Origin of the sequence: Deinococcus sp. JMULE3, from assembly GCF_013337115.1 — a bacterium.
GTDB lineage: Bacteria > Deinococcota > Deinococci > Deinococcales > Deinococcaceae > Deinococcus.
Genome location: NZ_SGWE01000004.1, coordinates 2,901,509 through 2,924,658, shown reverse-complemented (window position 1 = coordinate 2,924,658; position 23,150 = coordinate 2,901,509). Strand labels below are relative to the sequence as shown.

23 protein-coding genes are annotated in these 23,150 nt (G+C 71.9%); 12 read left to right on the top strand and 11 right to left on the bottom strand.

The genetic code is table 11. The features are described from left to right. Positions 1–39 precede the first annotated feature (39 nt). The 7 genes from rpsB to EXW95_RS17035 all read left to right on the top strand — a co-directional run bounded on the left by rpsB (position 40) and on the right by EXW95_RS17035 (position 6,700). Positions 40–783 carry a 30S ribosomal protein S2 gene (rpsB, locus tag EXW95_RS17065; RefSeq protein ID WP_174368462.1) on the top strand — a complete coding sequence of 248 codons (744 nt, stop codon included), beginning with the start codon at positions 40–42 and terminating at the stop codon, positions 781–783. Positions 784–912: 129 nt separating this feature from the next. Then, positions 913–1,707, top strand: a complete 795-nt coding sequence (tsf, locus tag EXW95_RS17060; RefSeq protein ID WP_174368461.1) for a translation elongation factor Ts — start codon at positions 913–915, stop codon at positions 1,705–1,707. 119 nt (positions 1,708–1,826) lie between these two features. Next, positions 1,827–2,534: a UMP kinase gene (gene pyrH, locus EXW95_RS17055; RefSeq protein WP_174368460.1), complete on the top strand. Its 708-nt coding sequence runs from the start codon at positions 1,827–1,829 to the stop codon at positions 2,532–2,534. A 205-nt stretch (positions 2,535–2,739) separates the two neighbouring features. Then, positions 2,740–3,291 (top strand): ribosome recycling factor, encoded by a 552-nt coding sequence (frr, locus tag EXW95_RS17050; RefSeq protein ID WP_058976331.1) that lies wholly within the window; start codon positions 2,740–2,742, stop codon positions 3,289–3,291. A gap of 76 nt (positions 3,292–3,367) precedes the next feature. Next, on the top strand, positions 3,368–4,198 hold the full coding sequence (locus EXW95_RS17045; RefSeq protein WP_174368459.1) for a phosphatidate cytidylyltransferase: 831 nt from the start codon (positions 3,368–3,370) through the stop codon (positions 4,196–4,198). Between the two features lie 59 nt (positions 4,199–4,257). Further along, entirely contained in the window at positions 4,258–5,448 is a 1,191-nt protein-coding gene (gene dxr, locus EXW95_RS17040) for a 1-deoxy-D-xylulose-5-phosphate reductoisomerase (protein WP_174368458.1), read from the top strand. 133 nt (positions 5,449–5,581) lie between these two features. Further along, positions 5,582–6,700, top strand: a complete 1,119-nt coding sequence (locus EXW95_RS17035) for an RIP metalloprotease (protein WP_174368457.1) — start codon at positions 5,582–5,584, stop codon at positions 6,698–6,700. A gap of 92 nt (positions 6,701–6,792) precedes the next feature. Here EXW95_RS17035 and alr read toward each other — a convergent pair whose 3' ends face one another. Then, positions 6,793–7,872, bottom strand: a complete 1,080-nt coding sequence (gene alr / locus EXW95_RS17030) for an alanine racemase (RefSeq protein WP_174368456.1) — start codon at positions 7,870–7,872, stop codon at positions 6,793–6,795. A gap of 81 nt (positions 7,873–7,953) precedes the next feature. On the opposite strand from alr, the gene EXW95_RS17025 reads away from it, so the two are divergent. Together EXW95_RS17025 and EXW95_RS17020 are read left to right on the top strand one after the other, a co-directional pair. Next, positions 7,954–9,945, top strand: coding sequence for a hypothetical protein (locus EXW95_RS17025; protein ID WP_174368455.1), 1,992 nt, complete (start codon positions 7,954–7,956; stop codon positions 9,943–9,945). 90 nt (positions 9,946–10,035) lie between these two features. Further along, positions 10,036–10,452, top strand: a complete 417-nt coding sequence (locus EXW95_RS17020) for a hypothetical protein (protein WP_174368454.1) — start codon at positions 10,036–10,038, stop codon at positions 10,450–10,452. A gap of 58 nt (positions 10,453–10,510) precedes the next feature. Here the strand turns inward: EXW95_RS17020 and EXW95_RS17015 are convergent, their stop codons facing one another. Both EXW95_RS17015 and EXW95_RS17010 read right to left on the bottom strand, forming a co-directional pair. Next, the gene (locus EXW95_RS17015; protein WP_174368453.1) at positions 10,511–11,218 is read right to left on the bottom strand and encodes an ABC transporter ATP-binding protein; all 708 of its coding nucleotides are present in this window, start codon (positions 11,216–11,218) and stop codon (positions 10,511–10,513) included. Between the two features lies 1 nt (position 11,219). Beyond that, positions 11,220–12,380: an ABC transporter permease gene (locus EXW95_RS17010; protein ID WP_174368452.1), complete on the bottom strand. Its 1,161-nt coding sequence runs from the start codon at positions 12,378–12,380 to the stop codon at positions 11,220–11,222. 113 nt (positions 12,381–12,493) lie between these two features. Between EXW95_RS17010 and EXW95_RS17005 the strand changes: the two genes are divergently transcribed. Then, positions 12,494–13,756: a DUF4127 family protein gene (locus EXW95_RS17005; protein WP_174368451.1), complete on the top strand. Its 1,263-nt coding sequence runs from the start codon at positions 12,494–12,496 to the stop codon at positions 13,754–13,756. A 17-nt stretch (positions 13,757–13,773) separates the two neighbouring features. Here EXW95_RS17005 and EXW95_RS17000 read toward each other — a convergent pair whose 3' ends face one another. The 3 genes from EXW95_RS17000 to proB are packed head-to-tail and all read right to left on the bottom strand — an operon-like array spanning position 13,774 to position 16,543. After that, positions 13,774–14,697, bottom strand: coding sequence for a DMT family transporter (locus EXW95_RS17000; RefSeq protein WP_371810136.1), 924 nt, complete (start codon positions 14,695–14,697; stop codon positions 13,774–13,776). After that, positions 14,667–15,410 carry a glucodextranase DOMON-like domain-containing protein gene (locus tag EXW95_RS16995; protein ID WP_371810135.1) on the bottom strand — a complete coding sequence of 248 codons (744 nt, stop codon included), beginning with the start codon at positions 15,408–15,410 and terminating at the stop codon, positions 14,667–14,669. The genes EXW95_RS17000 and EXW95_RS16995 overlap by 31 nt, the downstream gene beginning before the upstream one ends. 41 nt (positions 15,411–15,451) lie before the next feature. Next, the gene (gene proB / locus EXW95_RS16990) at positions 15,452–16,543 is read right to left on the bottom strand and encodes a glutamate 5-kinase (RefSeq protein ID WP_174368449.1); all 1,092 of its coding nucleotides are present in this window, start codon (positions 16,541–16,543) and stop codon (positions 15,452–15,454) included. Positions 16,544–16,656: 113 nt separating this feature from the next. On the opposite strand from proB, the gene EXW95_RS16985 reads away from it, so the two are divergent. Beyond that, entirely contained in the window at positions 16,657–17,322 is a 666-nt protein-coding gene (locus EXW95_RS16985) for a hypothetical protein (RefSeq protein ID WP_174368448.1), read from the top strand. A gap of 61 nt (positions 17,323–17,383) precedes the next feature. On the opposite strand, the gene EXW95_RS16980 is transcribed toward EXW95_RS16985, so the two are convergent. Continuing rightward, complete coding sequence (locus EXW95_RS16980) at positions 17,384–18,046, bottom strand: TetR/AcrR family transcriptional regulator (protein WP_174368447.1); 663 nt, start codon at positions 18,044–18,046, stop codon at positions 17,384–17,386. A 222-nt stretch (positions 18,047–18,268) separates the two neighbouring features. Between EXW95_RS16980 and EXW95_RS16975 the strand changes: the two genes are divergently transcribed. Continuing rightward, positions 18,269–19,141, top strand: a complete 873-nt coding sequence (locus EXW95_RS16975) for a bifunctional 5,10-methylenetetrahydrofolate dehydrogenase/5,10-methenyltetrahydrofolate cyclohydrolase (RefSeq protein ID WP_174368446.1) — start codon at positions 18,269–18,271, stop codon at positions 19,139–19,141. 54 nt (positions 19,142–19,195) lie between these two features. Here the strand turns inward: EXW95_RS16975 and EXW95_RS16970 are convergent, their stop codons facing one another. From EXW95_RS16970 to EXW95_RS16955, 4 genes are all read right to left on the bottom strand, one after another. Further along, positions 19,196–20,005 carry a GNAT family N-acetyltransferase gene (locus EXW95_RS16970; protein WP_174368445.1) on the bottom strand — a complete coding sequence of 270 codons (810 nt, stop codon included), beginning with the start codon at positions 20,003–20,005 and terminating at the stop codon, positions 19,196–19,198. Positions 20,006–20,066: 61 nt separating this feature from the next. Next, a complete protein-coding gene (locus EXW95_RS16965; protein ID WP_174368444.1) occupies positions 20,067–20,597 on the bottom strand; it encodes an isoprenylcysteine carboxyl methyltransferase family protein in 531 nt (176 codons plus the stop codon). Continuing rightward, entirely contained in the window at positions 20,594–21,544 is a 951-nt protein-coding gene (gene meaB / locus EXW95_RS16960; protein ID WP_371810134.1) for a methylmalonyl Co-A mutase-associated GTPase MeaB, read from the bottom strand. Before meaB ends, EXW95_RS16965 begins: the two co-directional genes overlap by 4 nt. 94 nt (positions 21,545–21,638) lie before the next feature. Then, positions 21,639–23,081, bottom strand: coding sequence for a nitronate monooxygenase (locus tag EXW95_RS16955; protein ID WP_254605662.1), 1,443 nt, complete (start codon positions 23,079–23,081; stop codon positions 21,639–21,641). Positions 23,082–23,150: the final 69 nt, after the last annotated feature.

Below are 23,150 nucleotides of genomic sequence, written 5' to 3'. Positions count from 1 at the left end.
CGGCAAACTCTTTCCCGATCACAACGCTCAGGAGTCCCCATGTCGTACATCAGCATGAAGCAGCTGCTGGAAGCCGGAGTTCACTTCGGTCACGAAACCAAGCGCTGGAACCCCCGTTTCAAGCGTTTCATCTTCGCCGAGCGTAACGGCATCTTCATCATCGACCTGCAGAAGACCCTCAAGCAGGTCGACCGCAGCTTCGACTTCATCAAGGAACTCGCCGAGCGCGGCGGCGTCATCCTGTTCGTCGGCACCAAGAAGCAGGCGCAGGAAATCGTGGAGCTCGAGGCGCGCCGCACCGGTATGCCCTTCGTCACCAGCCGCTGGCTGGGCGGCATGCTCACGAACTTCAAGACCATGCGCACCCGCATTGACCGCCTGAACGAACTCGACGACCTGTTCGAGTCCGAGCGCGTCAACGACCGCACCAAGGCCGAGCGCATCAAGCTGGCCGCCGAGCGCGAGCGCCTCCAGCGCTTCGTGGGTGGCATCCGCAAGATGAACCGCCTGCCCGACGCGATCTTCGTGGTGGACCCCACCAAGGAAGTCATCGCCGTGCAGGAAGCCAACAAGCTCGGGATTCCCGTGATCGCCCTGGCCGACACCGACAGCGACCCGGATGTCATCGACTACATCGTGCCCGGCAACGACGACGCGATCCGCAGCATCCAGCTGATCACCCACCGCATCGGTGACCTGCTGGTCGAGGCGCGTGGCGGCGGCGAGGACGTCGGCGCGGCCGCAGCCGAGCAGACCGAAGCGACCGAACAGGCCGAAGCCTAAGCACGGGACACGGGGGGGACGCGTCCCGGCGCAGGCCGATCAAGGGCGCGCCCCCCTTTTCCCGCGCAGCTTGCCCGAACCCGACTCCGAAGCCCGAGATGCGGGCTTCACGCCCACAGGAGGCAACACATGCTGGAATCGATCAAGAAACTCCGCGAACTGACCGGCGCGGGCATGATGGACGTCAAGAAGGCCCTCGCCGACGCCGACAACAACGAAGAGAAGGCCATCGCCCTGCTGCGCGAGCGCGGCATCGCCAAGGCCGTCAAGAAGGGCGACCGTGAAGCCAAGGAAGGCATCGTGCGCTTCGCCGTGGACGGCAACCGCGCCGCCATCGTCGAAGTGAACAGCGAGACCGACTTCGTCGCCCGCAACAGCGACTTCCAGGCCGTCGTCGAGAAGCTCGCGCAGGCCGCGCTGGCCGCCAAGACCAGCGACCTGGACACCTTCAAGGCGTACACCATCGACGGCGAGACCGTCGCCGACCTGGTCGCCGCGACCGCCGGTAAGATCGGTGAGAACATCGTCCTGAACAAGGTCGCGTACCTCGAAGGCAGCACCGTCGCCGGGTACGTGCACAGCAACGGCAAGATCGGCGTGCTCGTGGACGTCGAGGGCGGCAGCGAAGCCCAGGCGAAGGACGTGGCCCTGCACGTCGCCGCCGAGCGCCCCCAGTTCCTCAGCCGTGACGAGGTGGACTCCAGCGACATCGAGAAGGAGCGCGAGATCCTCACGAACAAGGCGCTGAACGAAGGCAAGCCCCAGCAGATCGTCGAGAAGATCGTCGAAGGCCAGATCGGCAAGTTCTACTCCGAGAAGGTCCTGCCCGAGCAGGCGTTCGTGAAGGACAACAGCCTGACCGTCGCCAAGTACCTCGGCGGCGCGACCGTGAAGCGCTTCGTCCGTTTCGAGATCGGCGCTTAAAGACCCGCCTGGGCCCCCCTCAGCGGGGGCCTTTGCGCGGCCACCGTCCACCCGGCAGCCGCCCCGCGCGGTTGCCGGTTTCTCCTGCCCCCCCGCCCCCCCATTCGTAGAGGTGAATCATGTTCAAGCGTGTCCTGTTAAAACTTTCTGGTGAGTTCCTGGCTGGCGAGTCGGGCTTCGGGATCAGCCCCGAGACGACCGCCGCGCTGGCCCGGCGCATCACGGACGCGCTGGACGGCACCGACATCGAACTGTCGATCGTGATCGGCGGCGGGAACCTGTGGCGCGGCGCGCGCAACGGGCAGGGCATGGACCCCGCCACCGCCGACTACATCGGCATGCTGGGCACCGTCATGAACGCCATGGCGCTGCAGGACGCCATGGAAAGCGCCGGGCGGCCCACCCGCGTCATGAGCGCCATCCAGATGGCGGCCGTGGCCGAACCGTACATCCGCCGCCGCGCGATCCGCCACCTGGAAAAGGGCCGGGTCGTGATCTTCGGCGGCGGGAACGGCGCGCCGTTCTTCACGACCGACACGACCAGCACCCTGCGCGCCCTGGAAGTCGGGGCGGACGTCGTGCTGATGGCGAAGAACAAGGTGGACGGCGTGTACGACAGCGACCCCCGCAAGAACCCGGACGCCAAGTTCATCGCGCAGGCGACGCACCTGCAGGTCGTCGAGCAGCGCCTGGAGGTCATGGACGCCACCGCGCTGACGCTGTGCATGGACAAGGGCCTGCCCATCGTGGTGTTCGACCTGTTCCAGGACGGTAACCTGCCGCGCCTGTTCCGGGGCGAGCGGGTCGGCACGCTCATCCAGAGCTGAGACTGACTTCGGTGGAACGGCTGATGTCAGCTGTTCCATCCGAGCGGATGCGAGCAGAAGCAAAACGGGTTCCGGGCGTGGAGTTGGCCACCCGGTGCAGTTCCGGGTGGCCAGAGGAACAGACGGAATCCGTACGACCCCTGAACGGGCACCGGGCGCCCTGATCGCTTAGACTGGCGACACTTTCCCAAAAGGAGACCCTCCCATGGCTGACATGAAAACCATCCAGGCCGACACCCGCGAGAAGATGGGCAAGGCCATCGAGTCGCTGGAGAACAACCTCTCGGTGCTGCGCACCGGCCGCGCCAACCCCGGCATCCTGAAGAAGATCGTCGTGGACTACTACGGCAGCACCATGCCGATCGATCAGGTGGCGAGCATCACCACGCCCGACGCTCGCACGCTGGTCATCACGCCCTGGGACCGCGGCGCGCTGAACCCGATCGAGAAGGCCATCCGCGACAGCGACCTGGGCCTGAACCCGAACAATAAGGGCGACACGATCTTCATCAGCCTGCCCATGCTGACCGAGGAGCGGCGCAAGGACCTCGTGAAGAACGCCAAGAGCTATTCCGAGGACGCCCGCATCGCCGTGCGCAACATCCGCAAGCATGCGCTGGACGAGGTGAAGAAGGTCGAGGGCATCGGTGACGACGAGATCAAGCGCGGCGAGGCCGACGTGCAGAAGATCACCGACGAGTTCATCGCGCGCGTGGATCAGACCTTCCAGAAGAAGGAGCAGGAAATCCTCGGGTGAGGCTCCCCGCCTCCCCTGCCCGTGACCGCCGGTCTCCCCGGCGGCACTTTCCTATGAGCCGTTCCCTGGGGGCCGCGTGGAATCGCTGAGCAGCCGCGTCCTGACGAGCGTGGTGGGCTTCGCGATTCTCAGCGTGGTCGTGTGGATCGGCTGGTGGGCCATGCTGCCCGCGCTGATCGTCGTGGCGATCATGGGGCTGTACGAGTACATCCGCATGCTGGACCGCAATGACATCGACGTGCGCCGCGTGAGCCTCGCGGTGTTCGCGGCGGCGCTGATGATCGCCAGCCTGCCGCTGTGGCCGCAGGCACCCTGGCCGGGCGGATCGTGGCGCGAGGCGGTCCTGACGGTCGCGCTGGGGTACCTGCTGGTCGTGGAGGTCATCCGGCCCGGCGAGCGGCCCCTGGAACGCATCGTGTACTCGATGTTCGGGCTGCTGTACATCCCGTGGCTGCTGGGGTACTTCCTGATGCTGCGCTACAGCCCGGACGCCGGGGACGGCCTGCTGTACTTCGCGCTGCCGCTGATGGCGACGTTCGCGGCGGACATCGGCGGGTACTTCGTCGGGTACTTCTTCGGGAAGCGCAAGCTGGCCCCGGAGGTCAGTCCCGGCAAGACCGTCGAGGGTGCCGTGGGCGGCCTGGCGTTCAGTTTCCTGATGGTGCTGGCCCTGACGACGTTCACGCACGTGTGGACGCCGTTCGAGGCGCTGCTGTACTCGATCCTGGTCGCCAGTGCCAGTCAGCTGGGCGACCTGTCCGAGAGCCTGATCAAGCGGTCCCTGAAGACCAAGGACAGCGGCAGCAGCCTGCCGGGGCACGGTGGGTTCCTGGACCGCATGGACAGCCTGCTGTTCGCGGTGCCCGCCACGTACCTGTTCCTGCACATCAGCGTGTTCACCCGCTGAGCGGCGAATCGTGCGCGGTCCCGCCGCTTCCGTCCCCCGCGTCGTCTAGCATGCGGGGGATGAGTCTTTCCGAGGGTGCAGGGCGCGGGATCGCGGTGCTGGGCAGTACGGGCAGCATCGGCACGCAGACGCTGGACGTGGCGCGTGAGCGCGGCTGGCGGGTGACGGCGCTGGCTGCCGGGCGCAACGTGGAGTTGCTGGCCGCGCAGGTGCGGGAGTTCCGGCCTGAACTGGTCAGCGTGGACGCGGGTGTGCTGGCGCAGGCGCGGGAGGCGCTGCCGGGCGTGCGCGTGATCGCCGACCCCAGCGAGGTGGCGACCACGCCGACCGGGGTGGTCGTGAACGCCATGAGTGGATTGATCGGCCTGTCCCCCACCCGCGCGGCGCTGGAGGCGGGGCAGGCGGTGGCGCTGGCGACGAAGGAGGCGATGGTCACGGCCGCGCACCTGATGTGGGAGGCCGCAGCCGTGGGCGGCGGGCGCGTGGTGCCCATCGATTCCGAGCACACCGGGGTGTTCCAGTGCCTGACGGGCGAGGACATGGCGGACGTGGCCGAGGTGATCCTCACGGCGTCCGGCGGGCCGTTCCGCGAGGGGCCCGCCGACCTGAGCGGCGTGACACCCGAACAGGCGCTGAAACATCCGTCGTGGAGCATGGGCCCGAAGGTCACGATCGACAGCGCCACGCTGATGAACAAGGGGCTGGAGGTCATGGAGTGCGCCAGCCTGTACGGCCTGCCGCTGTCGCAGGTGGGCGTGGTGGTGCACCCGCAGAGCCTGATTCACGCGGCGGTGCGTTTCCGGGACGGGAGCCTGAAGGCGCAGTTCGGGCCGACCGACATGCGCCTGCCCATCGCGTACGCGATCGACGCCGCGCCGACCGGCATGACGCGCCCGGGGGACGTGCGCGGCGCGCGGCGCGGGCGCGAGGTCGGCACTCACCTCGGCTGGCCGATGCGCGGCACCTGGGAGTTCCGCGAACCGGACCACGCGCGCTTCCCCTGCCTGGGCCTCGCTTACCGCGCCGGGGAGGCCGGGGGGCTGCTCCCGGTCGCGCTGAACGCCGCCGACGAGGTGGCCGTGGACGCGTTCCTGGCCGGGCAGATCGGCTTCACGGACATTCCACGCCTGCTGGAACGGGTGCTGGACGACACGCCCGCCGGGACCCTGACCTGGGATACGCTGGCCGAGACGGACGCCTGGGCCCGCACCCGCGCGCAGGAACTCGCCCAGAGCGGGGTGAACGCGTGAGACGGGCACCGTCTGTTGCGTTCGCCCTCCGGGAGGTCGCCGAAGGACGAACTCCACGTCCGGTGCCCGTCCTGCTCCCACTCGCATCCGCTCGGATGGCACGGCTGAACCCCGCCGTCCCATCGGAGGCCATATGAACGTCGTTCAGGGCATCGCGGCGGCCCTGACCCCACTGGGGCTGCTGTGGACGGTGCTGATCATCGGCGTGGCGACGTTCCTGCATGAACTGGCGCACTACGCGCTGGCGCGGCGGCAGGGGGTGGCTGTGCACTCGTTCAGCGTCGGGATGGGCCCGGTGCTGCTGCGGCGGCAGTGGCGCGGCACCGAGTGGCGGCTGAGCCTGCTGCCCATCGGCGGGTACGTGGAGATCGACGGCATTGCCCCCGAGGAGGATGGGCAGGGCGGGTACCGTCAGCCCACGCGCGGCTTCGCGGCGCTGCCGGTGTGGGGGAAGGTGGCGATCCTGCTGGCCGGGCCGCTCACGAACCTGCTGCTGGCGATCGGCTTGATGACCGTGGCGTTCAGTTCGCAGGGGGTGGCCGTGCCGGACCGCGCCCGCATCGAGGAGGTCGTGCCGGGCAGCCGCGCGCAGACGCTGGACCTGCGCGTGGGGGACGTCATCACCGGAATCGACGGGCAGGACATCCCGGAGACGGCGACCGTCGGTGGCCGCACGGTGGCCGGGTGGGAGGGGGTGCGCGACGTCCTCACGAAGGACGGGCCGCACACGTTCACCGTCGTGCGGGACGGGCAGACCCGCGACGTGCGTTTCGACTGGACGCCCACCGTGAACGGCGAGCGGCAACTGCTCGGCATCCGTTACGCGCCGGACGTGCAGCCCGTCAGCGTCGGCGCGGCGTTCGTGCGCGCGTGGCAGGTGACCGGGCAGGCCGTCCCGCAGGTCATCCAGTCCTTCGCGGGTCTGTTCCAGCGCTTCTTCACCCTGGACCTCAGCCGCGACGAGAACGTCAGCGGCCCCATCGGTACCGCCGAGATCGTCTCCCGCGCCGCCGCTGTCAGCCCCTGGGCCCTCGTGCAGGTCGCGATCCTGCTGAACCTCTCGCTGGCGTTCTTCAACCTGATCCCCATTCCCGGCCTGGACGGGGGGCGCATCGTGCTGGCGTTCGTGGGCGCGCTGCGGGGCCGCCCCCTGACCTTCCAGCAGGAGCAGGCGATCAACTTCGCGGGCTTCGCGTTCGTGATGCTGCTGATGGCGTTCGTGGTCGTCCGGGACGTCAGCCGCTTCTTCTAGGGTCGTGGGCTGTGGGTTGTAGGAAGTAGGAAAAGAGGGGGCGCCGGATGAGTCCAGGCGCCCCCTCTTCTCTCTGATGTTCCCACAACCCACTACCCACTCCCCACAACCCTCTCCACCCGTTCGCCCAGTCCGGTCAGCACCTCGTATTCGATGGTGCCTGCCCACGCGGCGACGTCGGTGACGGTCAGGTCGTGGTCGGTCCAGAGGGTGACGGGGTCGCCCGGCTGAACGTCCAGGCCGGTGACGTCCACCATCAGTTGATCCATGCAGATGCGGCCCAGGACGGGGCGGCGCTCGCCCGCGATGAGGACCTGGGCGCGGCCGGTGGCGTTCCGGGGGTACCCGTCCGCGTAGCCGATGCCGACCGTGGCGACCTGCGTGTCGCGCTGGGCGCGCCAGAGGCACCCGTAGCTGACGGTCTCGCCGGGGTGGGCGGTGTGGAGGTGCGTGACGCGTGCGGTGAGGGTCATGACCGGACGCAGGGGGAGCACGCCGCGCAGGTGCGGGGGGGCGAAGCCGTAGCTGGCGAGGCCGGGCCGGGCGAGGCGCAGGCCGGGCAGCGCCCCGAAGGACAGGATGCCGCCACCGTTGGCCGCGTGGGCCAGCAGGGGTTCGGGCGTAGCGGGCAGGGAGTCCAGGACGGTCTGGAAGCGGCGCAGCTGTTCGTGCGCGAAGCTCAGGTCGGGTTCGTCGGCGGTGGCGAAGTGCGTGTACGCGCCTTCCAGCAGGCCGCGTTCGCCGAGGCGGGCGCCGACCCGGATGGCCTCCTCGGGTCGGGCGCCGAGGCGGTTCATGCCAGTGTCGACCTTCAGGTGCGCGCGGGCGTGGGCGGGCAGGGCGTCGGCCTCAGCCAGGGAGGCGACGGGCAGGCGGACGCCCAGGTCGGCCAGGACGGGCACCTCGGCGGGCGTGGGGGGCGTGAGGAGCAGCGTGGGCCGCCCGGTGTGCAGCGCGGCGACCTGCGCGGCCTCGCGGGGCGTGGCGACCGCGAACCCCCACACGTCCGGGTGGCGGGCGGCCAGGGTGACGATCTCGCGCAGGCCGTGCCCGTACGCGTTGGCCTTGACGGGCAGCAGCAGCGGCGTGGCGGCGCGGCGGGACAGGTGGGTCAGGTTGCCGTGCAGGGCAGCCTCACTGAGGTGGGCGTGGGCGCGGGCGGCGAGCGTCATCACCGCGGATGCTACCCCCAGGTGCGGCCCGGTGGGGGGTGGGTGTCCAGCCGGGGCGGGCCTGTATGATTTTTCCCAACGATGCCCAGCTTCCTGACTGCCGGTTCCCTGACGCCCCTCGCCCCGAAATCCTCCCGTTCCCGCTCGGTCCGACTGGCGGTGCTGGGCGGCCTGCTGCTGCTTGCCGCGCCCGCCGCCGCGCAGACCGGCGGGACCCTGCCGCTCGTGTCCGTGGGGGACAAGTGGCCGCAGGCGCAGGAGACGTACGTGATCCGCGTGTCCGCGCAGGACGCCGGGAAACCCCTGGGCCTGGAGGTGTTCTCGCCGACGTTCAACCTCGCGGATTACGTGGATGGCCGCCGCGCGGAAGGGTACTTCGGGGATGAGCTGTACGCGAAGAACGAGCCGTTCGAGACGACCTTCACCCTGACCGGCCCGGGCGGGACGGTGCTGGAGCGGCGGTTCAGCCTGAACCGCGAGCACACCTGGGACAGCCTGTTCAGCGGCGGCCTGGGCGCCGGAACGTACACGCTGAAGGTGACCAGCCGGGGCAACGGGAAGAACTCGTTCGCGCTGCGCGTCGCCGATCCCTTCCGGCTGGAGACGAGCGATTTCAGCGTGAACGCCCGCTCGACCGATTCGGAGGCGCTGCTGGCCGCGCGGGTGAACGTCACGGCCGACTGGGTCGGTCAGACGCTGGGCCTGCTGAACTACGACGTGGACGGCGCGCCGGAGGCCGAACTGTGGGCGGTGCAGCCGGGCGGGACGCGGGTGAACCTCACGCCCAGCGAGAACGGCCGCACGGCCACCGACGCGTTCCGCATCACGCCCGAACTGGTGGGCGAGTGGCAGCTGTACATCCGGGTGCTGAAGACCACGAAGCAGTACAGCAACGCGATCCGCTTCTCGTTCCGCCTGAACGACCAGCCGATCACCGGGAGCGTGGGGGGCTTCGTGGTGCCGGGCGGCGCGAAGATCGCCAATCAACTGCTGGTGGACGTCGTGGACCCGCAGGGCCGCCCGATTCCCGGCGCGTCGTACGCGCTGGTGGGGGACGCGGTGGTGCGCCCGGTGCTGCCCGGCGGGTACGTGCCGGTCAGCAGCACCCTGATTCAGGGCACGGGGAACATCGTCTCGCCGACCGAGGTCCGTTACCAGCCGGGCTTCACGAAGATCCGTTTCGTGGCCCGCCCGCCGCAGGGGCAGCTGGTGGTGGAGGCCGTGGCGCTGTACGCCGGGCAGCGCATCCCGCTGACGGGCGTGCCGTTCCAGGTGGCCGGGCAGACGCTGAGTGCGCCGGCGGCGGTGCCGCTCGCGCCGGGCGAGTACCCGGTCACGCCGACCAGCCTGCCGGGCAGTTCGGTCACGCCGCCCCCGGCGGGACGCGTGTCGGACAGCGGCACGGACCGCGTGACCATCGAGTACCGCGTGCTGACGGACGTGACCCTGGTGACCGCGCCGGACATCCTGAACGTGTGTGACGTGACGCAACTGACGGCGCTGGCGAAGACCGACTTCCCGTACCGCCTGCCGGGCAAGCTGAGCCTGAACCTCCCGACCGGCTGGACCACCGATTACCCCGTGAACGTCAGCGGGGAGTTCAGTCAGGGGCAGCCGCTGCGGCTGAAGGTGCCGGTGCGGGTGTGCCGCACGGACACCGCCGAGGCGGTCCTGGACCCGGTGGACCTGCGGACGACCGGGCAGGCGCGGGTGCGCAATCCGGGTGGCGCGAACGTCACCCGCAACGTGCAGGGGGGCGCGCGGGCCAGTCTGAACAAGACCGTGGAGGCGTCCCCGCAGGGCCAGGGGTTCCTGGTGACGCTGGTCCTGACGGTGGACAGCACCCTGGAGAACGTCCGGTTGATCGACCCGCTACCGGGCGGTGGGGCGCAGCCTGCCGTGCGGGGGCCGCTGCAGGTGCAGGGGCCGAGCCTGGCGAACCTGAACCCTCGGCTGGATGGGGACGCGATCCTGCTGACGCGGGTGATTCCCGGCACGTACACGCTGACGTACACGCTGTTCACGGATCAACCGGCAGACCGCGTGGTGACGGCCCCCGACCTGGGCTGGTGACCGGGTGCGCCGCTCGCTACCGCGTGGGGGTGAATGCCTGGTGAGTCAGGTCTTCACCCTTGGGGTGGGCGCCTCAGGTACACTCCTCTCATGAAACGCCTGGTGCTGGTCCTGCCGCTGCTGCTGGCGGCCTGTGGGTTCTCCCCGCGGGTGCCGCCTTCGGTGGGGGACCTGCTGGGGGCACCGACGGCGCTGAACGTGGGCGGGCAGGTCGTGACGCTGGATTCCGCGTCGGCCAGCGGGTCGGGCGGGTTCGGCGTGAAGGTGCGCCTGACGTCGCGTGACGCGCTGCCCGCGCTGCGGCTGGACGGCGTGTTCGTCGTGAGCGGCACGGACCTGTGGAAGTCCCCGCTGCGTTCTACGGGCGGCGTGGCAAGCGCGTATGGCCGCGCGGGTTCCGGCGTGCAGGCAGGAGAGACGGTGCAGGTCGTGGTGCGGCTGCGGGATGCGCAGGGGCGCGTGCTGTGGCTGCGGGACGGCGAGACCCGCGTGGGCACCGCCCCCTGATCAGCCCACACAGAAGCGCGGCCCGGTCATCACGTCCGGGCCGCGCTTCTGTGGAGGGTCAGCCGGGCGTGACCACGCCGTCGCGGACGCTCAGGTGGTGGTCGGCCTGCGCGGCGATGTCGCGGTCGTGGGTGATCAGTACGACCGTGCGGCCCGCGTCGGCCGCGCCGCGCAGCAGCGCCAGGATGCGCTCGCCGGTGCGGGTGTCGAGGTTCCCGGTGGGCTCGTCGGCCAGCAGCACGCCGGGATTTCCGGCCAGCGCGCGGGCGATGGCGACGCGCTGCGCCTCACCGCCGGACAGCTGACTGGGCAGGTGGTCCGCGCGGCGGTCCAGGCCGACCAGGGCCAGCAGTTCTCGGGCGCGCTCCTGCCGCTCGCGGGGGGGCAGGCCCGCCAGGGTCAGGGGGAATTCGACGTTCTCCTGCGCGCTGAGGATGCTGACGAGGTTGTGGTTCTGGAACACGAACCCGTAGTGCCGCAGCCGCAGGTCGGCGCGGCTGGTCTCGTCGAGCGCGGTGAGGTTGGTCTCCCCCACCTGCACGTGGCCGGTCGTGGGTGTGTCGAAGCCCGCGAGGAGGTTCAGCAGGGTGCTCTTGCCGCTGCCCGAGGGGCCGACGACGGCGGTCAGGCCGGGCGGGAAGGTGTGCGTGAAGGGCGCGAGGGCCTGCACCTGCCCGTCGCCGCTGGGGTACACGCGCGACAGGTCGTGGACGCTGAGGGTCAGGGCCGGTGTGGTGGGCCGGGCGGTCGGTTCGGTGGCGGTCATGTCAGACCCTCCCCAGGGCGTCGGTGATGCTCAGGCGGCTGGCGTTGCGGGCCGGGAGCAGCCCGGAGAGCAGTCCCAACAGGAAGCTGATGCCGAGTGCAAGCAGCGTCAGGCGGGGTGTGAGGGCCGCCGCGTCGATCCCGGCGAGCTGCTGGGTGTACAGGTTCACGACCACGATGCCCACGAGGCCCAGCAGGACGCCGCCCACGCCGCCCACCAGCGACAGCAGCAGCGACTCGGTGAGGACCAGGGCGCGGACGAACGCGGGCCGTGCCCCGATGGCGCGCAGCGTGGCGAACTCGCGGGTGCGTTCGAAGACGCCCATCATGACGGTGTTGGCGACCGCCAGTCCGCCCACGATCAGCGCGATCAGCGAGATGCCGAAGCGCACGGCGTCGCTGATGCGCAGGGCCCGCTCGATGAAGCTCAGGAAGTCCGACTGCGTGGCGGCCTCCAGGTTCAGGCGGTCGCTGATGCCCGTGGCGACCGCGCGGGCCTGCCGGGGGTCCTTGAGTTTCACGGCGACGAGGGACACGCGGTCCTCGGCGCCCTCGCTGCGCTGCAGGGGCGTGAGGGGCATGAAGATGAAGTTGTCCACCAGTCCGGACTGCGGGGCGAGCACGCCGACGACCTTCACGCTGGCGCGGCGGTTGAGGTTCAGGGTGCTGCCGACGCTCAGCCGCAGGTTCTGCGCGGCCTTGGCGCCGACGACGGCCGCGCCGGTCTGCTCGTCGGCGGGCAGCAGCAGGCGGCCCTGCGCGAGCGCCGTGCTGGGGAACACCGCGCCGATGCCGCCGCTGGCCGGCAGACCGTACAGCACGACGCTCTGGGTGGGGTCCAGGCCGCCGCGCACGGCCATGATGACGGGCGTGACCGTCTCGATGCCCAGTTCGGGCGCCAGGGCCTGCAGCTGCGTGACGGTGCTCTGCGGGAGGTTGGGGTGCAGCGCCATGCCCTGCGACAGCGGCGTGAGGCTCACCTGGATGTCCGGGCCGATGCCGCCCAGTTCACTGGTGAACACCTTGCGGATGCCCTCGCCCAGGGACAGGAAGATCACCATGCTGGCGACCGCCACCGTGATGCCCAGCGCGGTCAGGAAGGTGCGGACCCGGCGGCGGGTCAGGCCGCGCCACGCGAGTCGCCACAGGTCACTGGCTTTCATGAGGTTCAGGCTACCCGCGCGGGGGCGGGACAGGTGGCATGCCCGCGTACAGACCCTGTGCCCACGGAACTCCCAGCGGTTCCTCACGCTCGGCCCGTAGGGTCGGGGACACGATGCGCCGCACCTCTGCCCTGACCGCCCTGACACCCCTCCTGCTCGGCGTGGCGGGCGCCCAGACGCTGCTGCCGCTGGATTCCCGCCCGGCGACGCGGGTGCTGCCCGCCCTGATCGGCGGCCTGCGCGGCGACGCCCTGCGCGTGCCGGACGCGGCGCTGCTGGGCACGGCGGCGCGCGGCGCGGACCCGGCGGCGCTGACCGCGTGGCTGGACGCGCAGCCGCGCACGGGACCGCTGATCGTGTCGCTGGACGCCCTGGCGTACGGGGGACTGGTGCAGTCCCGCACGAGCCCCCTGACGGCGCAGGAGGCTCTGGCGCGGCTGGAGCCGCTGCGCACCTGGACCGAACGGACGGGGCAGCCGGTGTTCTCGTTCATCACGCTGCCGCGCGAGCCGGACGCGACCGACCGTGCACGCAACCTGGAGGTGGTGCGGGCCGTGATCGGCTGGGCGCGCGAGGGCCGCCTGACGGAACTGGACGTCACCTGGGACGACGCGCTGCCCGGCAGTCCAGCCCCGCAGGAGGGCGCCGCGCTAACACAGGACACCCCGGCGAACGTGCGGGTGTATCCCGGCGCGGACGAGGTGCTGTCCATGCTGACCGCCCGCGCCCTGGCACCCGGAGCGGCGACCGTGCGGGTGGAGTACAGCGATCCCGCCGCGGCGCAGCAGGTCATGAAGTACGAGGGCATTCCCCTGACGCGGAGTGCCGAGAACCACGCGCAGGGCAGCGGCTTTCAGGTCGTGGACGGAAAGGCGAACCTGACGCTGTACGTGTTCAACGGAGGCGATCCGCGCCGCGCCGCGCTGCGGGTCAGCAGTCTGCTGCGCGCCGGGCGGGTCGCGGTGGCGGACGTGGCGCAGGTGAACCTCGGGAATCCGCGCTTCTGGTCGGACCTGCGCACCCTGCGCCAGCACGCGAACCTGCAGGCGCTGGCGGCGTGGGGCACGCCTGGGAACAACCTCGGGACGGCGCTGGCGCACGCGAAACTGGCGCGCGGCGCCGACCCGGTGCGGCAGGACGCGCTGCTGGCCCGCGAGTTCGCGAACGACGTGATCTACAGCAGCGAGGTCCGCGCCCAGCTGCGCAGCCTGATCCCCGAGGCGCAGCTGAACACCCCGCAGGCGCAGGCGACCCTGATGCGGCTGGCCGGTGAGTTCTTTCCGCTGCGGGTGGGCGACACCTACACCCTGGGGGCGGCGGCGCTGCCGTGGGGCCGCTCGTTCGAGTGGGACTTCACGCTGGACCGGCAGCCCTGATCATTCCGCCGATCTGATCATTCCGCTGGGGGGTGTCGTTCGGTGTCGCTGGGGCCGACGCTGAGCAGCAGGGCCGCGCCGATCACCAGGCCAGCGCCCAGCAGCGCCAGCGCGGAGAGCCGCTCGCCGAACAGCAGCGCGGCCAGGGTGGCGGCCACGACGGGTTCCAGGCTGGCGATCACGCTGGCGCGCGTGGCGGGCAGATGGCGCAGCCCCCAGGAGTACGCCAGGTACGCGAGGTAGGTGCTGAACACGGCGATGGCGCCCAGGCTGCCCCACGCGCCGGGGGTCTTCTCCGTGAAGGTCACGAAGGGCAGCAGGACCACGGCCCCGACCGGCAGCGCCACGGCCAGCAGGGCGGGCGGGTCGTAGCGGGTGAAGAACGCCTTGCCGTACAGGTAGTACAGGCTGTACGTGAGGGCGGCGGTCAGGCCCCAGGCGAGCGCGGCGGGCGTGACGGTCACGCCCTGCCCGCCGCCCAGGCTGATCAGGGCGATGCCGCCCAGCGTGCCCGCCACGGCCAGCAGTTCCCGGCGGCCCAGGCGTTCGCGCAGGAATGCCCAGCCCATCACGGCCACGAAGGCGGGCGCGGTGTACAGCAGCACGCTGGCGAGGCTGGCGCCGCCCGCGCGGACGGCCAGCTGGTACGACCCGTAGAAGATGCTGACGCCCGCCACGCCGAACGCGGCCGTGATCAGCAGGTCACGGCCACGCGGGAGGCGGGCGCGGATCACGGCGGCGTGCGCGGCGTACAGGCCTCCGGCCAGGGCGGCGCGCCAGAAGGCGACCTCCAGCGGGTCCAGTCCGGCGGCCTGCGCCTGCTTGCCCAGGATGCCCAGCAGGCCCCACAGGACGGCCGCGACGAGGATCAGCAGCGGGGCGGGCAGCGCGGTGGGCAGCGCGGGGCGGGTCACGCCGGGTGGGCGCTCAGGCGGCGCCACACGAACACGGTGGCGATCACCGTGATGAGCAGCCCCGCGCCGCCCAGCGTGAGCAGCCCGATGCCCACGAGGTCGCGGGTCTCGCCGACCGGGGCGAGCGTCCCGCGCGTGTATGCCTGCGTGTCGCCCGGCGCGGCCAGGACGTCCACCGGGACGGGTGCGTCGGCGCGGCCCGCCTGCAGCGCGGTGGGGTTCGGCACGGTGACGGGCCGCAGCAGGCCGTCCGGGGTCAGCGGGGAGTACACGCTGTTCGTCACCCAGTAGCCGTAGCGACCCTCGGGCAGCGCGGTCTGCACGGTCAGGCTGGTGCCGGAGACCTCCACGGTCGGCGCGGCCAGCGGTCGTTCCTGGCCCTGGGCGTCCACCTCGGTCAGGGTGCTGCCGCCGGGCGAGACGCGCAGGTGGTACTGCCAGCCGCCGGTGCTGGTGCGCAGGCCCAGGTCGCCCAGTTTCGCCTGCCCGCCCAGCGCGCCCTTCACGAAGATGTCGGTCACGCCCGCGCTGAAGCCCGCGGGGCTGTTCCAGGGGTTGCCCATCTGGCCGTACGTGACGGTGAACTGCATGCCCTGCGGGGTGGGGCGGGCGTCCAGTTCGCGCAGGTCCAGCATGTCCTGGGTGAAGGCGGGGCGGGTGGGGAGCACGTACCCGCCGTCGCCGCGGGCGTCCGCGGCGGGGTCGGTGAGTCGGGTCTGGGAGGCGAGCAGGGCCAGCACGCCCGGCAGTATAGAGGCGGCCATACCGCACTGGGGCGGGCCTACAGCCGCACGAGGTCGTCGCGGTGCACGGCTTCCGGGCCGTAGGTGTAGCCCAGCAGACCCTCGGCGGCGCTGGAGTGCTGCCCGGCGAGTTTCAGCAGGTCCGCCGACGCGTAGCGGGTCAGGCCGCGCGCGAGTTCCGTGCCGTCGGGCGCCAGGATGCGGATGGTGTGGCCGCGGTCAAAGCGGCCCTGCACGCCGGTGATCCCGGCGGGCAGCAGGCTCGCGCCGCGTTCGGCGACGGCGCGGGCCGCTCCGGCGTCCAGGGTGACGCTCCCGGCGGCGATCTCCGCGAGAATCCAGCGCTTGCGGGCCTCCAGGCGGGACCCGGCGGCCAGGAAGCGGGTGCCGATGCTCTCGCCGGTCAGCAGGCGGGTCAGGACGTCGCGTGCGTCGCCGGGCGCGATCACGACCGGGGTGCCCGCGCGGGTGGCGATCTCGGCCGCCTGGATCTTGGTGTGCATCCCGCCGGTGCCCCGGTGGGAGCCGGCGCCCCCGGCACGCGCCCAGACCTCGGGGGTCACGCGCTCCACGACGGGAATCAGGGTGGCGGTCGGGTCGCGGCGCGGGTCGGCGGTGTACAGGCCGGGCGCGTCGGTCAGGATGACCAGCAGGTCCGCCTCGACGAGGTTCGCCACGAACGCGGAAAGAGTGTCGTTGTCCCCGACCTTCAGCTGTTCCAGCGCGACGGCGTCGTTCTCGTTGATGACCGGCATCACGCCGCGCGCCAGGCAGGTGTCCAGGGTGGTGCGGGCGTTCAGGTACCGGGTGCGGTCCCGGAAGTCGTCGGCGGTCAGCAGCACCTGCGCGACCGGCAGGCCGTACAGGTCGGCCAGCTGCGCGTAGGTGTGCATCAGGCGGCCCTGCCCCACGGCGGCCAGCAGCTGCTTTTCCGCCAGGGTCCGGTCGCGGGGCGGGAAGCCCAGCGCCTCCCACCCGGCCAGCACCGCGCCGCTGGTGACCAGGACGACCTCGTGCCCGGCCTCGCGGGCGGCGGCCAGCGTGCGGATCAGGTCCACCATGCGGGGGCGGTGCAGGCGGTCCGTGCCTGCCGTGAGGACGCTGGTACCGAGTTTCAGGACGACGCGCACGCGTCCCAGGATACGGGCGCGGGCCGCGCGGTCGGGGCGGGCTGTGCAGTCCGGGCGCTCCCCCGCCGGGGAGGTGCGGGTGCTCCCGGCGTGGAATGCGGCACACTGGGCGGGTGCTCCGCGCCGCTCTGTTCCTTCCCCTGCTGACCCTGACGGTTCCCGCGTCCGCCCAGACGGCCCCCACAGGCGACCCGCTGGGTCCCGTGCGGGGCGTGCAGCTGTTCCTGACCTCGTTCCAACCTCCGGCCGCCGAGGGGTCCCTGCTGGCCCTGGCGCGGCGCGAGGCGCTGGACTGGGCAGCCACGCAGAACCTGTTCGCGGCGCAGGTCACGGACGCGCCCAACCGCTTCCTGGACTGGCGGGGCAGCAGTGCCGGAGCGGGCGGGACGGTGTTTACGACCCTGCGCGCCGCGACGTACGCCCAGGGCAGCCGGGCGCTGCTGGTCCTGAACCGAGAGTGGTGCCGGGCCGGGGCGTGCCAGCAGCGCACGGTGTTCGGCTGGCTGGACGCGCGGGGCCTGAAGCCCGTGCCCGAGGCGGACGTGATTCAGGTGATCCGCGACGCGGACTTCCTGACCGGCGCGGCCCCCACCTGCCTGCGCGGCGTGACGCTGGGCGTGCAGTACGTCCCGGCGCGGCAGGGCGCGACCCTGTCGATCCTCCCGGTCGTACCGGACGCCGCCCGGCGCGCGTGCGAGGCGGCGGGCGTGAATCTCACGTCCACGCTGCGCGCCCTGCGGATGACCTGGGTGGCGGGCGCCGGGAAGTTCCGCTGGTAAACAATGCTGGCGCCCCTGGACGACGGGTGTCCAGGGGCGCCTGAAAGGATTCAGCGGCCGTTCAGACGGCGTTCGCGCGGGCGTCCTGGGCGGCCAGTTGCTCGACGACGCCGCGCAGCGCGAGTTCGAACTCGGCGCGGTACTCGCCGGGCAGTTCCTCGCGGGGCTGGCCGGTCTGGGCGTCCAGGCCAGGCAGGCTTTCCTTGAACTGCTGCCAGCCGATCGCCATGGCGTACAGGTGGCGCAGCAGGCGCAGCGTGGTGGGCGCGCTGTAGGGCATGTGCTGCACGAGGCGGCGCAGCTGGCTGTCGAGTTCCCGGCGGAATTCCAGGCCCAGTTCGGGCCGGACGTTGCGCTCCAGGACGGTGCCGAGCAGCACGAGCAGTCGGCGCAGGGGGGTCAGGGCGTCGGCGGAGTCGAGCAGCACGTCGGTGACCTGCTGCGGGGTGCGCGGCTGGCGTTCGATGAGCAGGTCGCTGGTGCGGCCGATCCAGGCCTGCAGGTGTTCGGTCAGGAGCGCCAGGAACAGTTCTTCCTTGGTGTCGAAGTACAGGTAGAGGGTGCCCTTGGCGAGACTGGCCTCGCGGGCGACCTGGTTCATGCTGAGTTCGGCGTAGGTGGTCGTGGTCCAGAGTCGCTCGGCGGCGCGCAGGATGTCGTCGCGGCGTTGGTTCTTTTCTTCGGCGCTGCGCGCGCGGGCGGGTCGGACGTTCTCGGAGGGCATCAGACTAGACCATAGCTTTGTGATTTTTCTGACGCTGTGAAGCACTTCACGGTATCCTCCCCCAGGGGGTCACGAATACCCCCAGATGCCCCCATCACGGCCCAGGCAGGTATGCTGGGCCGGACGCCGCCCCGGCTGCCGGGACGCCACCGCCCGCCCCTCCCGCTCCGCTTCTCACGCCTGGACCCCGGTCCGCTGGACCTCACCGACTGGACTGCAACGATGACTGATCCCCTCCCCCACCCCCTGGCCCTGCCGGGCAAACCCCGCGCGGACCAGGTGACCCGTCAGGTCCGCACTGACCTGAGCAGCTGGGACTTCCAGCCTCACCTCGTGAGCGTCCTGGCGTCCGGCGACCCGGCCAGCCGCGTGTACGTGGACAGCAAGGCGCGGCAGGCCAAACGCCTGGGCGTGCGCTTCACGGTGCGTGATCTGGGCGCGACGACCACGCAGGAGAAACTGCACGCCACGCTGCACGCGCTGTCAAGCGACCCGGACGTGCACGGCATCATGCTGGAACTGCCGCTGGCCGGGCCCCTGGACGCCGACGCCGCGCTGCTGCACCTGACGGCCCGCAAGGACATCGAGGGCCTGAGCCCCGCGAACCTCGCGCTGATCGCCGCCGGACGCGAGAGCGAGGCGCTGCTGCCCCCTACACCCCGCTCGATCCGCTTCCTGCTGCGCGAGGCGCTGGGTGACGACCTGCGCGGGCTGCGCGTCGCCGTGATCGGCCCGGGCCGCACCGTGGGCCGCCCGCTGACGTTCATGCTGAACAACCGCGGCGTGACCGTCACGCTGTGCAACGAGCACACCCGTGACCTGGGGGGCGTGCTGGCCGCGCAGGACGCCGTGGTGGTTGCGGTGGGCCGCGCGGGCCTGCTGCGCGCCGAACACGTCCAGCCGCACCACGTCGTCGTGGACGCCGGGATCAACGTGCCACCCGACGGCAGCGGCGTGGTCGGCGACGCGCAGGCGAACCTTCCGGTCCGCGCGCAGACGCCCGTCCCCGGCGGTGTGGGTCCGCTGACGAGCGCCCTGATGTACCAGAACCTCGTGCGGGCCGTGAAGTTGCAGCGCGGCGAACCGGTCGAGTAACCGCCCGAGGGTGGAGGGGAACCCAGGCAGACGCTCCGGGTGCCCCTCGGTCCGTCACTCTGCCGGGCGCCTTTCCAGCGCGATCTGCACCTCGGTGGGCGTGAACCCCACGCTCTGGTACAGGCGCTGCGCGTGGTACTCCGGGTCGGCCACGATGACCAGCGTGCGGGTGCCCAGATGCTCGCGCGCCCACTCGCCCGCATGGTGCACGAGAGTCCCTGCCAGGCCGCGCGAACGGGCGTCCGGGTGCGTCTCGACGCTCTGGTAGCGGGCCACGCCGTCCCCCGCGTCGAAGATGCCCAGGCCCGAGAGCATCTGCCCGTCGTCGTCGAAGGCTCCCAGGACCGCGCCGTGCCCGGCGGCCTGCGCGGCGCGGTAAGCGGCCAGCTTGCGCCGGGCGAACACGCGGTACCCGTCCGGTTCGTGTCCGTGCGGGTCGGCGGCGTTCACGACCTCGCGCAGGGCCAGGGCGCGGTCCCAGTCGGCACCCTGCAGCACCCGCAGCTGCGCGTCACGGTTCAGGCGGCGGGGTGCGTGCGTGCGCGGCGCGGTCAGGACCGTGTCGGCCCGCACGTCGTACCCGGCGGCGCGCCACTCGTCGGCCACCGGGCCGCTCAGGGCGGGGCCGGGCACGTCCACGCCGAACACGCGGTGCGCGGCCTGCGGGTGCGCGCGCGTGAAGGCCGCCTCCCACTCCGGGAGGTCGCCGGGCGCGGGCGGCGCGGGCATCAGCAGGAAGTTCCCCCACCAGAACGTGGGGTTCGCGGGCGACCGGACGACCGTGGCGTCCGCGAGGGCCTGCACGAGGCTGCCCTCCTGGCGGCGCAGCGCGACGTCCGTGAAGTAACCGAGGGACCGGGTCATGCCGCCCAGGCTAGCGGGCCGCCACCCCGGTGCGCCTGCGCCATCTGGCGCACTGTCCGGGTCAGGGGGTGTCGGTCCGGCTGGCGCGGTACTCGGCCAGCGCGCGTTCCTCGGCCGGGATGCGGATACCGAGGAGCAACGCGGCGTTCAGGAGGGTGTAGGCGAGTGCGGTGCGCCACGCGCCGACCGCCAGTGGGGCCGAGGCGATCTCCAGCGCGACGACGGCGTAGTTCGGGTGGTTCAGGTACCGGAAGGGGCCGCCCGTGACGCGCTGCCCGCCGGGCACGATCAGGATGCGGGTGTTCCAGTAGCGGCCCAGCGTGCGGATCACCCAGTAGCGCAGCGGCTGCGCCAGGATGAACAGCGCCAGCGCCCACGGGTTCACGCGGCCCCGGCTGGCGCGGCCCTCCAGCAGGGTCAGGAGCATCCAGGTGGGGTGCAGCACGAAGAACAGCGGGTAGTGCGACTGGCCGTACTCCTGCGCGCCGTGCTCGCGCGCCCAGCGTTCGTTCGAGCGGGCGACGCGCAGCTCCAGCAGGCGCTGCACGACCAGGAACGCGAACAGCCACCCGGCTGTGGTGCGGGCCTTCACAGGTCCCCCCTCAGCAGCGTGTCGGCGGCGTCGTCGGCGTCCAGGTCGCCCCGCGCGACGCGGGCGTACAGGTCGCGGCCCAGCTCACGCGCGCGGCGTAGAAGGCGTTCCTGCACCAGGGTGCGGACCTCCAGCGCCGCTCTCGCCTCGCGGCGGCGTTGCAGGCCCTCCTCGCCCAGGTGCGCGCGGTGGGCTTCCACGGCGGCCACGATGGCCTCTATGCCCTCGCCCTTCGCGGCGACGGTGCGGCGGATCGGGGCGAACCAGGTGTGCTCGTCGTGCGCGCCGAGGCCCTGCGCGGCCATCAGTTCACGGACGGTGCGGTCCGCACCGGGCAGGTCGGCCTTGTTCACGGCGATCACGTCCGCGATCTCCATGATTCCGGCCTTGAACGCCTGCACGCCGTCCCCCCCGGCAGGCGTGACGACCAGCAGTGTGTGGTCGCAGGCGGCGGCGACGTCCACCTCGGACTGCCCGACGCCCACGGTTTCGAGGATCACCCAGTCGAAGCCCGCGCCTTCCATCAGGGCCAGGACACCCAGGGTGCGCTCGGACAGGCCTCCCAGCGCGCCCCGGCTGGCCAGGGACCGCACGAAGACCCCCTCGTCCGCGTGGTGGCGGAGCATGCGGATGCGGTCCCCGAGGATCGCGCCGCCGCTGTAGGGGCTGCTGGGGTCCACGGCGAGCACCGCGACGCGCTGCCCCCGCGAACGCAGGAACGCGATCAGGGCGTCGGTCAGGGTGCTCTTGCCGCTGCCGGGGCTGCCGGTCACGCCCAGCACCACGGCGCGCGCGCCACGTTCGCGGGCGGCGCGCAGCAGGGGACGCGCTGCGGGCAGGCCAGCTTCGGCCAGGGTGACGGCGCGGGCCAGGGCGCGCAGGTCCCCGGCGCGGTAGCGGTCCAGCAGCGGCCCCGACGGAGGCGGGGGGGCGGAGGGGGCGGTCACGGGCTCCCCCGGTCAGGCGTGGGCAGGTGAGGGTGCATGTGCCTCCACCCTAGCGCACCCACCCCGCTCCATCCGGCAGGTCGGGAGTGGGCATTCAGCCGTGCAGGACGCGCAGCACGTCCGCCGCGCCGTAACCTGGCGTCCAGCCTCGCAGGGCGCCCAGTCCGTCCCCGCTGGTCAGCAGGCCGGGCTCGGTGACTCCGCCGCGCTGCACCTGCGCGTACCCGGCGTCGGCCATCAGGGCGTTGCACAGGCACTTGCGGCCCACCGTGTCGGCGGTGTCTCCGCCCTTCGCCCCATAGGCCTGGGCGGGTTCGGCGGGGCAGCGCCAGCCCACCCGCCCTGACTCGGTGCGGTACGCCTCGCGCAGGTACCCCAGGTCGCACACGCGCTCGCGGGCAGCGTACACCTCCGGCTGTGAGAGGGTGCCGGGCAGCGTGACCACCTTGAACGGGAAGCCGGTGGGCGACGCGAGGGGGTCGGTGAACACGTCCAGCGTCCCGGCCTGCGCGCGGGTCAGGACATCCTCTTTCAGGTCGGCGCGTAGCCCGGATTCCCGCGCGAAGGCGAACAGGGTACCCACCTGAATCCCGGCCGCGCCCGCCGCCAGGGCGTCGCGCAGGGCCTCGGGGGTGCCGCAGCCGCCCGCCAGCCAGAACGGCAGGCCCAGGGCGCGCATCGCGGGCAGGTCCACCTCGTCCCGCTCGCCGTACACGGGCTGCCCCCGGTCATCCAGGGTCAGCGGGCCGCGCGGGGGCGCGTTGTGCCCCCCTGCCGTCGGTCCCTCCACGATGAAGCCCTGCACCGACCCGCTGGCCTTGCGGGCCAGCACCCCGGCCAGGACGTGCGAGGACACGATCGGGTAGAAGTCCGGGCGGGTCAGCGGGGCGGGCGGCAGGTCGAACTCGGCCGGGTCGAAGGTCAGGGTGAGGGGATCGCCGGCCTTCACGTCCACCCGCAGGCTGGCGGGCCGCCCCGCCGCGAACGCGTCCAGGATGCCGGGGATGTCGCGGGGAATCCCGGCGCCCATGATCACGGTGCCCACCCCGGCCAGCATCGCGCCGTACAGCGCCGGCAGCGTGTGCACCTGCAACTTCGTCAGGAGGTTCAGGCCCACCGGGCGGTCGTGACCCTCGCAGGCCAGCGTGACCTCCACGAACGCGCCCAGCAGCGTCATCTCCCAGGCGTCGCGGGAGCGGTCGGCGGTCGGCAGGGGCAGCCGGGCGTACGCCTCGCCGGGCGCGCGGCCCTCCGGGCGGAAGTACCGCTCCAGGCACGCCTGCGCCAGCGCCGGGTTCGGGAAGCCCGCCAGGGCGCGGCGCACCTCTCCCCCGCTATCCCCGTCCTGCAGGCGGCGCAGCAGCACCGTGTCGATTCCGGTGCCGGACACCACGCCCAGCCCGCCATTCAGGCAGACGGCGCGGGCCAGTCGCCAGTCGGACACGGCGATGCCCATGCCGCCCTGGATGACACGCGGCAATTCGCAGGTGCCGGGGCGGTTTTCAGTCTGATCGGTGGTGGTCGGCTGGTCGGTCATGCGCGGTCCTCCCGCCGCAGCGGTCCCGTGGGCCAGCCCGTCCGGCCCCTCCCCCGCTGCGGCACTCAC

Excerpts from the sequence above, each read along its gene's own strand:
- rpsB (WP_174368462.1), top strand. The coding sequence starts at position 40 with ATGTCGTACATCAGCATGAAGCAGCTGCTGGAAGCCGGAGTTCACTTC.
- EXW95_RS16975 (WP_174368446.1), top strand. The coding sequence starts at position 18,269 with ATGACTGATCCCCTCCCCCACCCCCTGGCCCTGCCGGGCAAACCCCGC.
- frr (WP_058976331.1), top strand. The coding sequence starts at position 2,740 with ATGGCTGACATGAAAACCATCCAGGCCGACACCCGCGAGAAGATGGGC.
- EXW95_RS17015 (WP_174368453.1), bottom strand. The coding sequence starts at position 11,218 with ATGACCGCCACCGAACCGACCGCCCGGCCCACCACACCGGCCCTGACC.
- EXW95_RS16955 (WP_254605662.1), bottom strand. The coding sequence starts at position 23,081 with ATGACCGACCAGCCGACCACCACCGATCAGACTGAAAACCGCCCCGGC.
- tsf (WP_174368461.1), top strand. The coding sequence starts at position 913 with ATGCTGGAATCGATCAAGAAACTCCGCGAACTGACCGGCGCGGGCATG.
- alr (WP_174368456.1), bottom strand. The coding sequence starts at position 7,872 with ATGACGCTCGCCGCCCGCGCCCACGCCCACCTCAGTGAGGCTGCCCTG.
- EXW95_RS16970 (WP_174368445.1), bottom strand. The coding sequence starts at position 20,005 with ATGACCCGGTCCCTCGGTTACTTCACGGACGTCGCGCTGCGCCGCCAG.
- dxr (WP_174368458.1), top strand. The coding sequence starts at position 4,258 with ATGAGTCTTTCCGAGGGTGCAGGGCGCGGGATCGCGGTGCTGGGCAGT.
- EXW95_RS17010 (WP_174368452.1), bottom strand. The coding sequence starts at position 12,380 with ATGAAAGCCAGTGACCTGTGGCGACTCGCGTGGCGCGGCCTGACCCGC.
- EXW95_RS17035 (WP_174368457.1), top strand. The coding sequence starts at position 5,582 with ATGAACGTCGTTCAGGGCATCGCGGCGGCCCTGACCCCACTGGGGCTG.
- EXW95_RS16980 (WP_174368447.1), bottom strand. The coding sequence starts at position 18,046 with ATGCCCTCCGAGAACGTCCGACCCGCCCGCGCGCGCAGCGCCGAAGAA.
- pyrH (WP_174368460.1), top strand. The coding sequence starts at position 1,827 with ATGTTCAAGCGTGTCCTGTTAAAACTTTCTGGTGAGTTCCTGGCTGGC.
- EXW95_RS17025 (WP_174368455.1), top strand. The coding sequence starts at position 7,954 with ATGCCCAGCTTCCTGACTGCCGGTTCCCTGACGCCCCTCGCCCCGAAA.
- EXW95_RS17005 (WP_174368451.1), top strand. The coding sequence starts at position 12,494 with ATGCGCCGCACCTCTGCCCTGACCGCCCTGACACCCCTCCTGCTCGGC.
- EXW95_RS17020 (WP_174368454.1), top strand. The coding sequence starts at position 10,036 with ATGAAACGCCTGGTGCTGGTCCTGCCGCTGCTGCTGGCGGCCTGTGGG.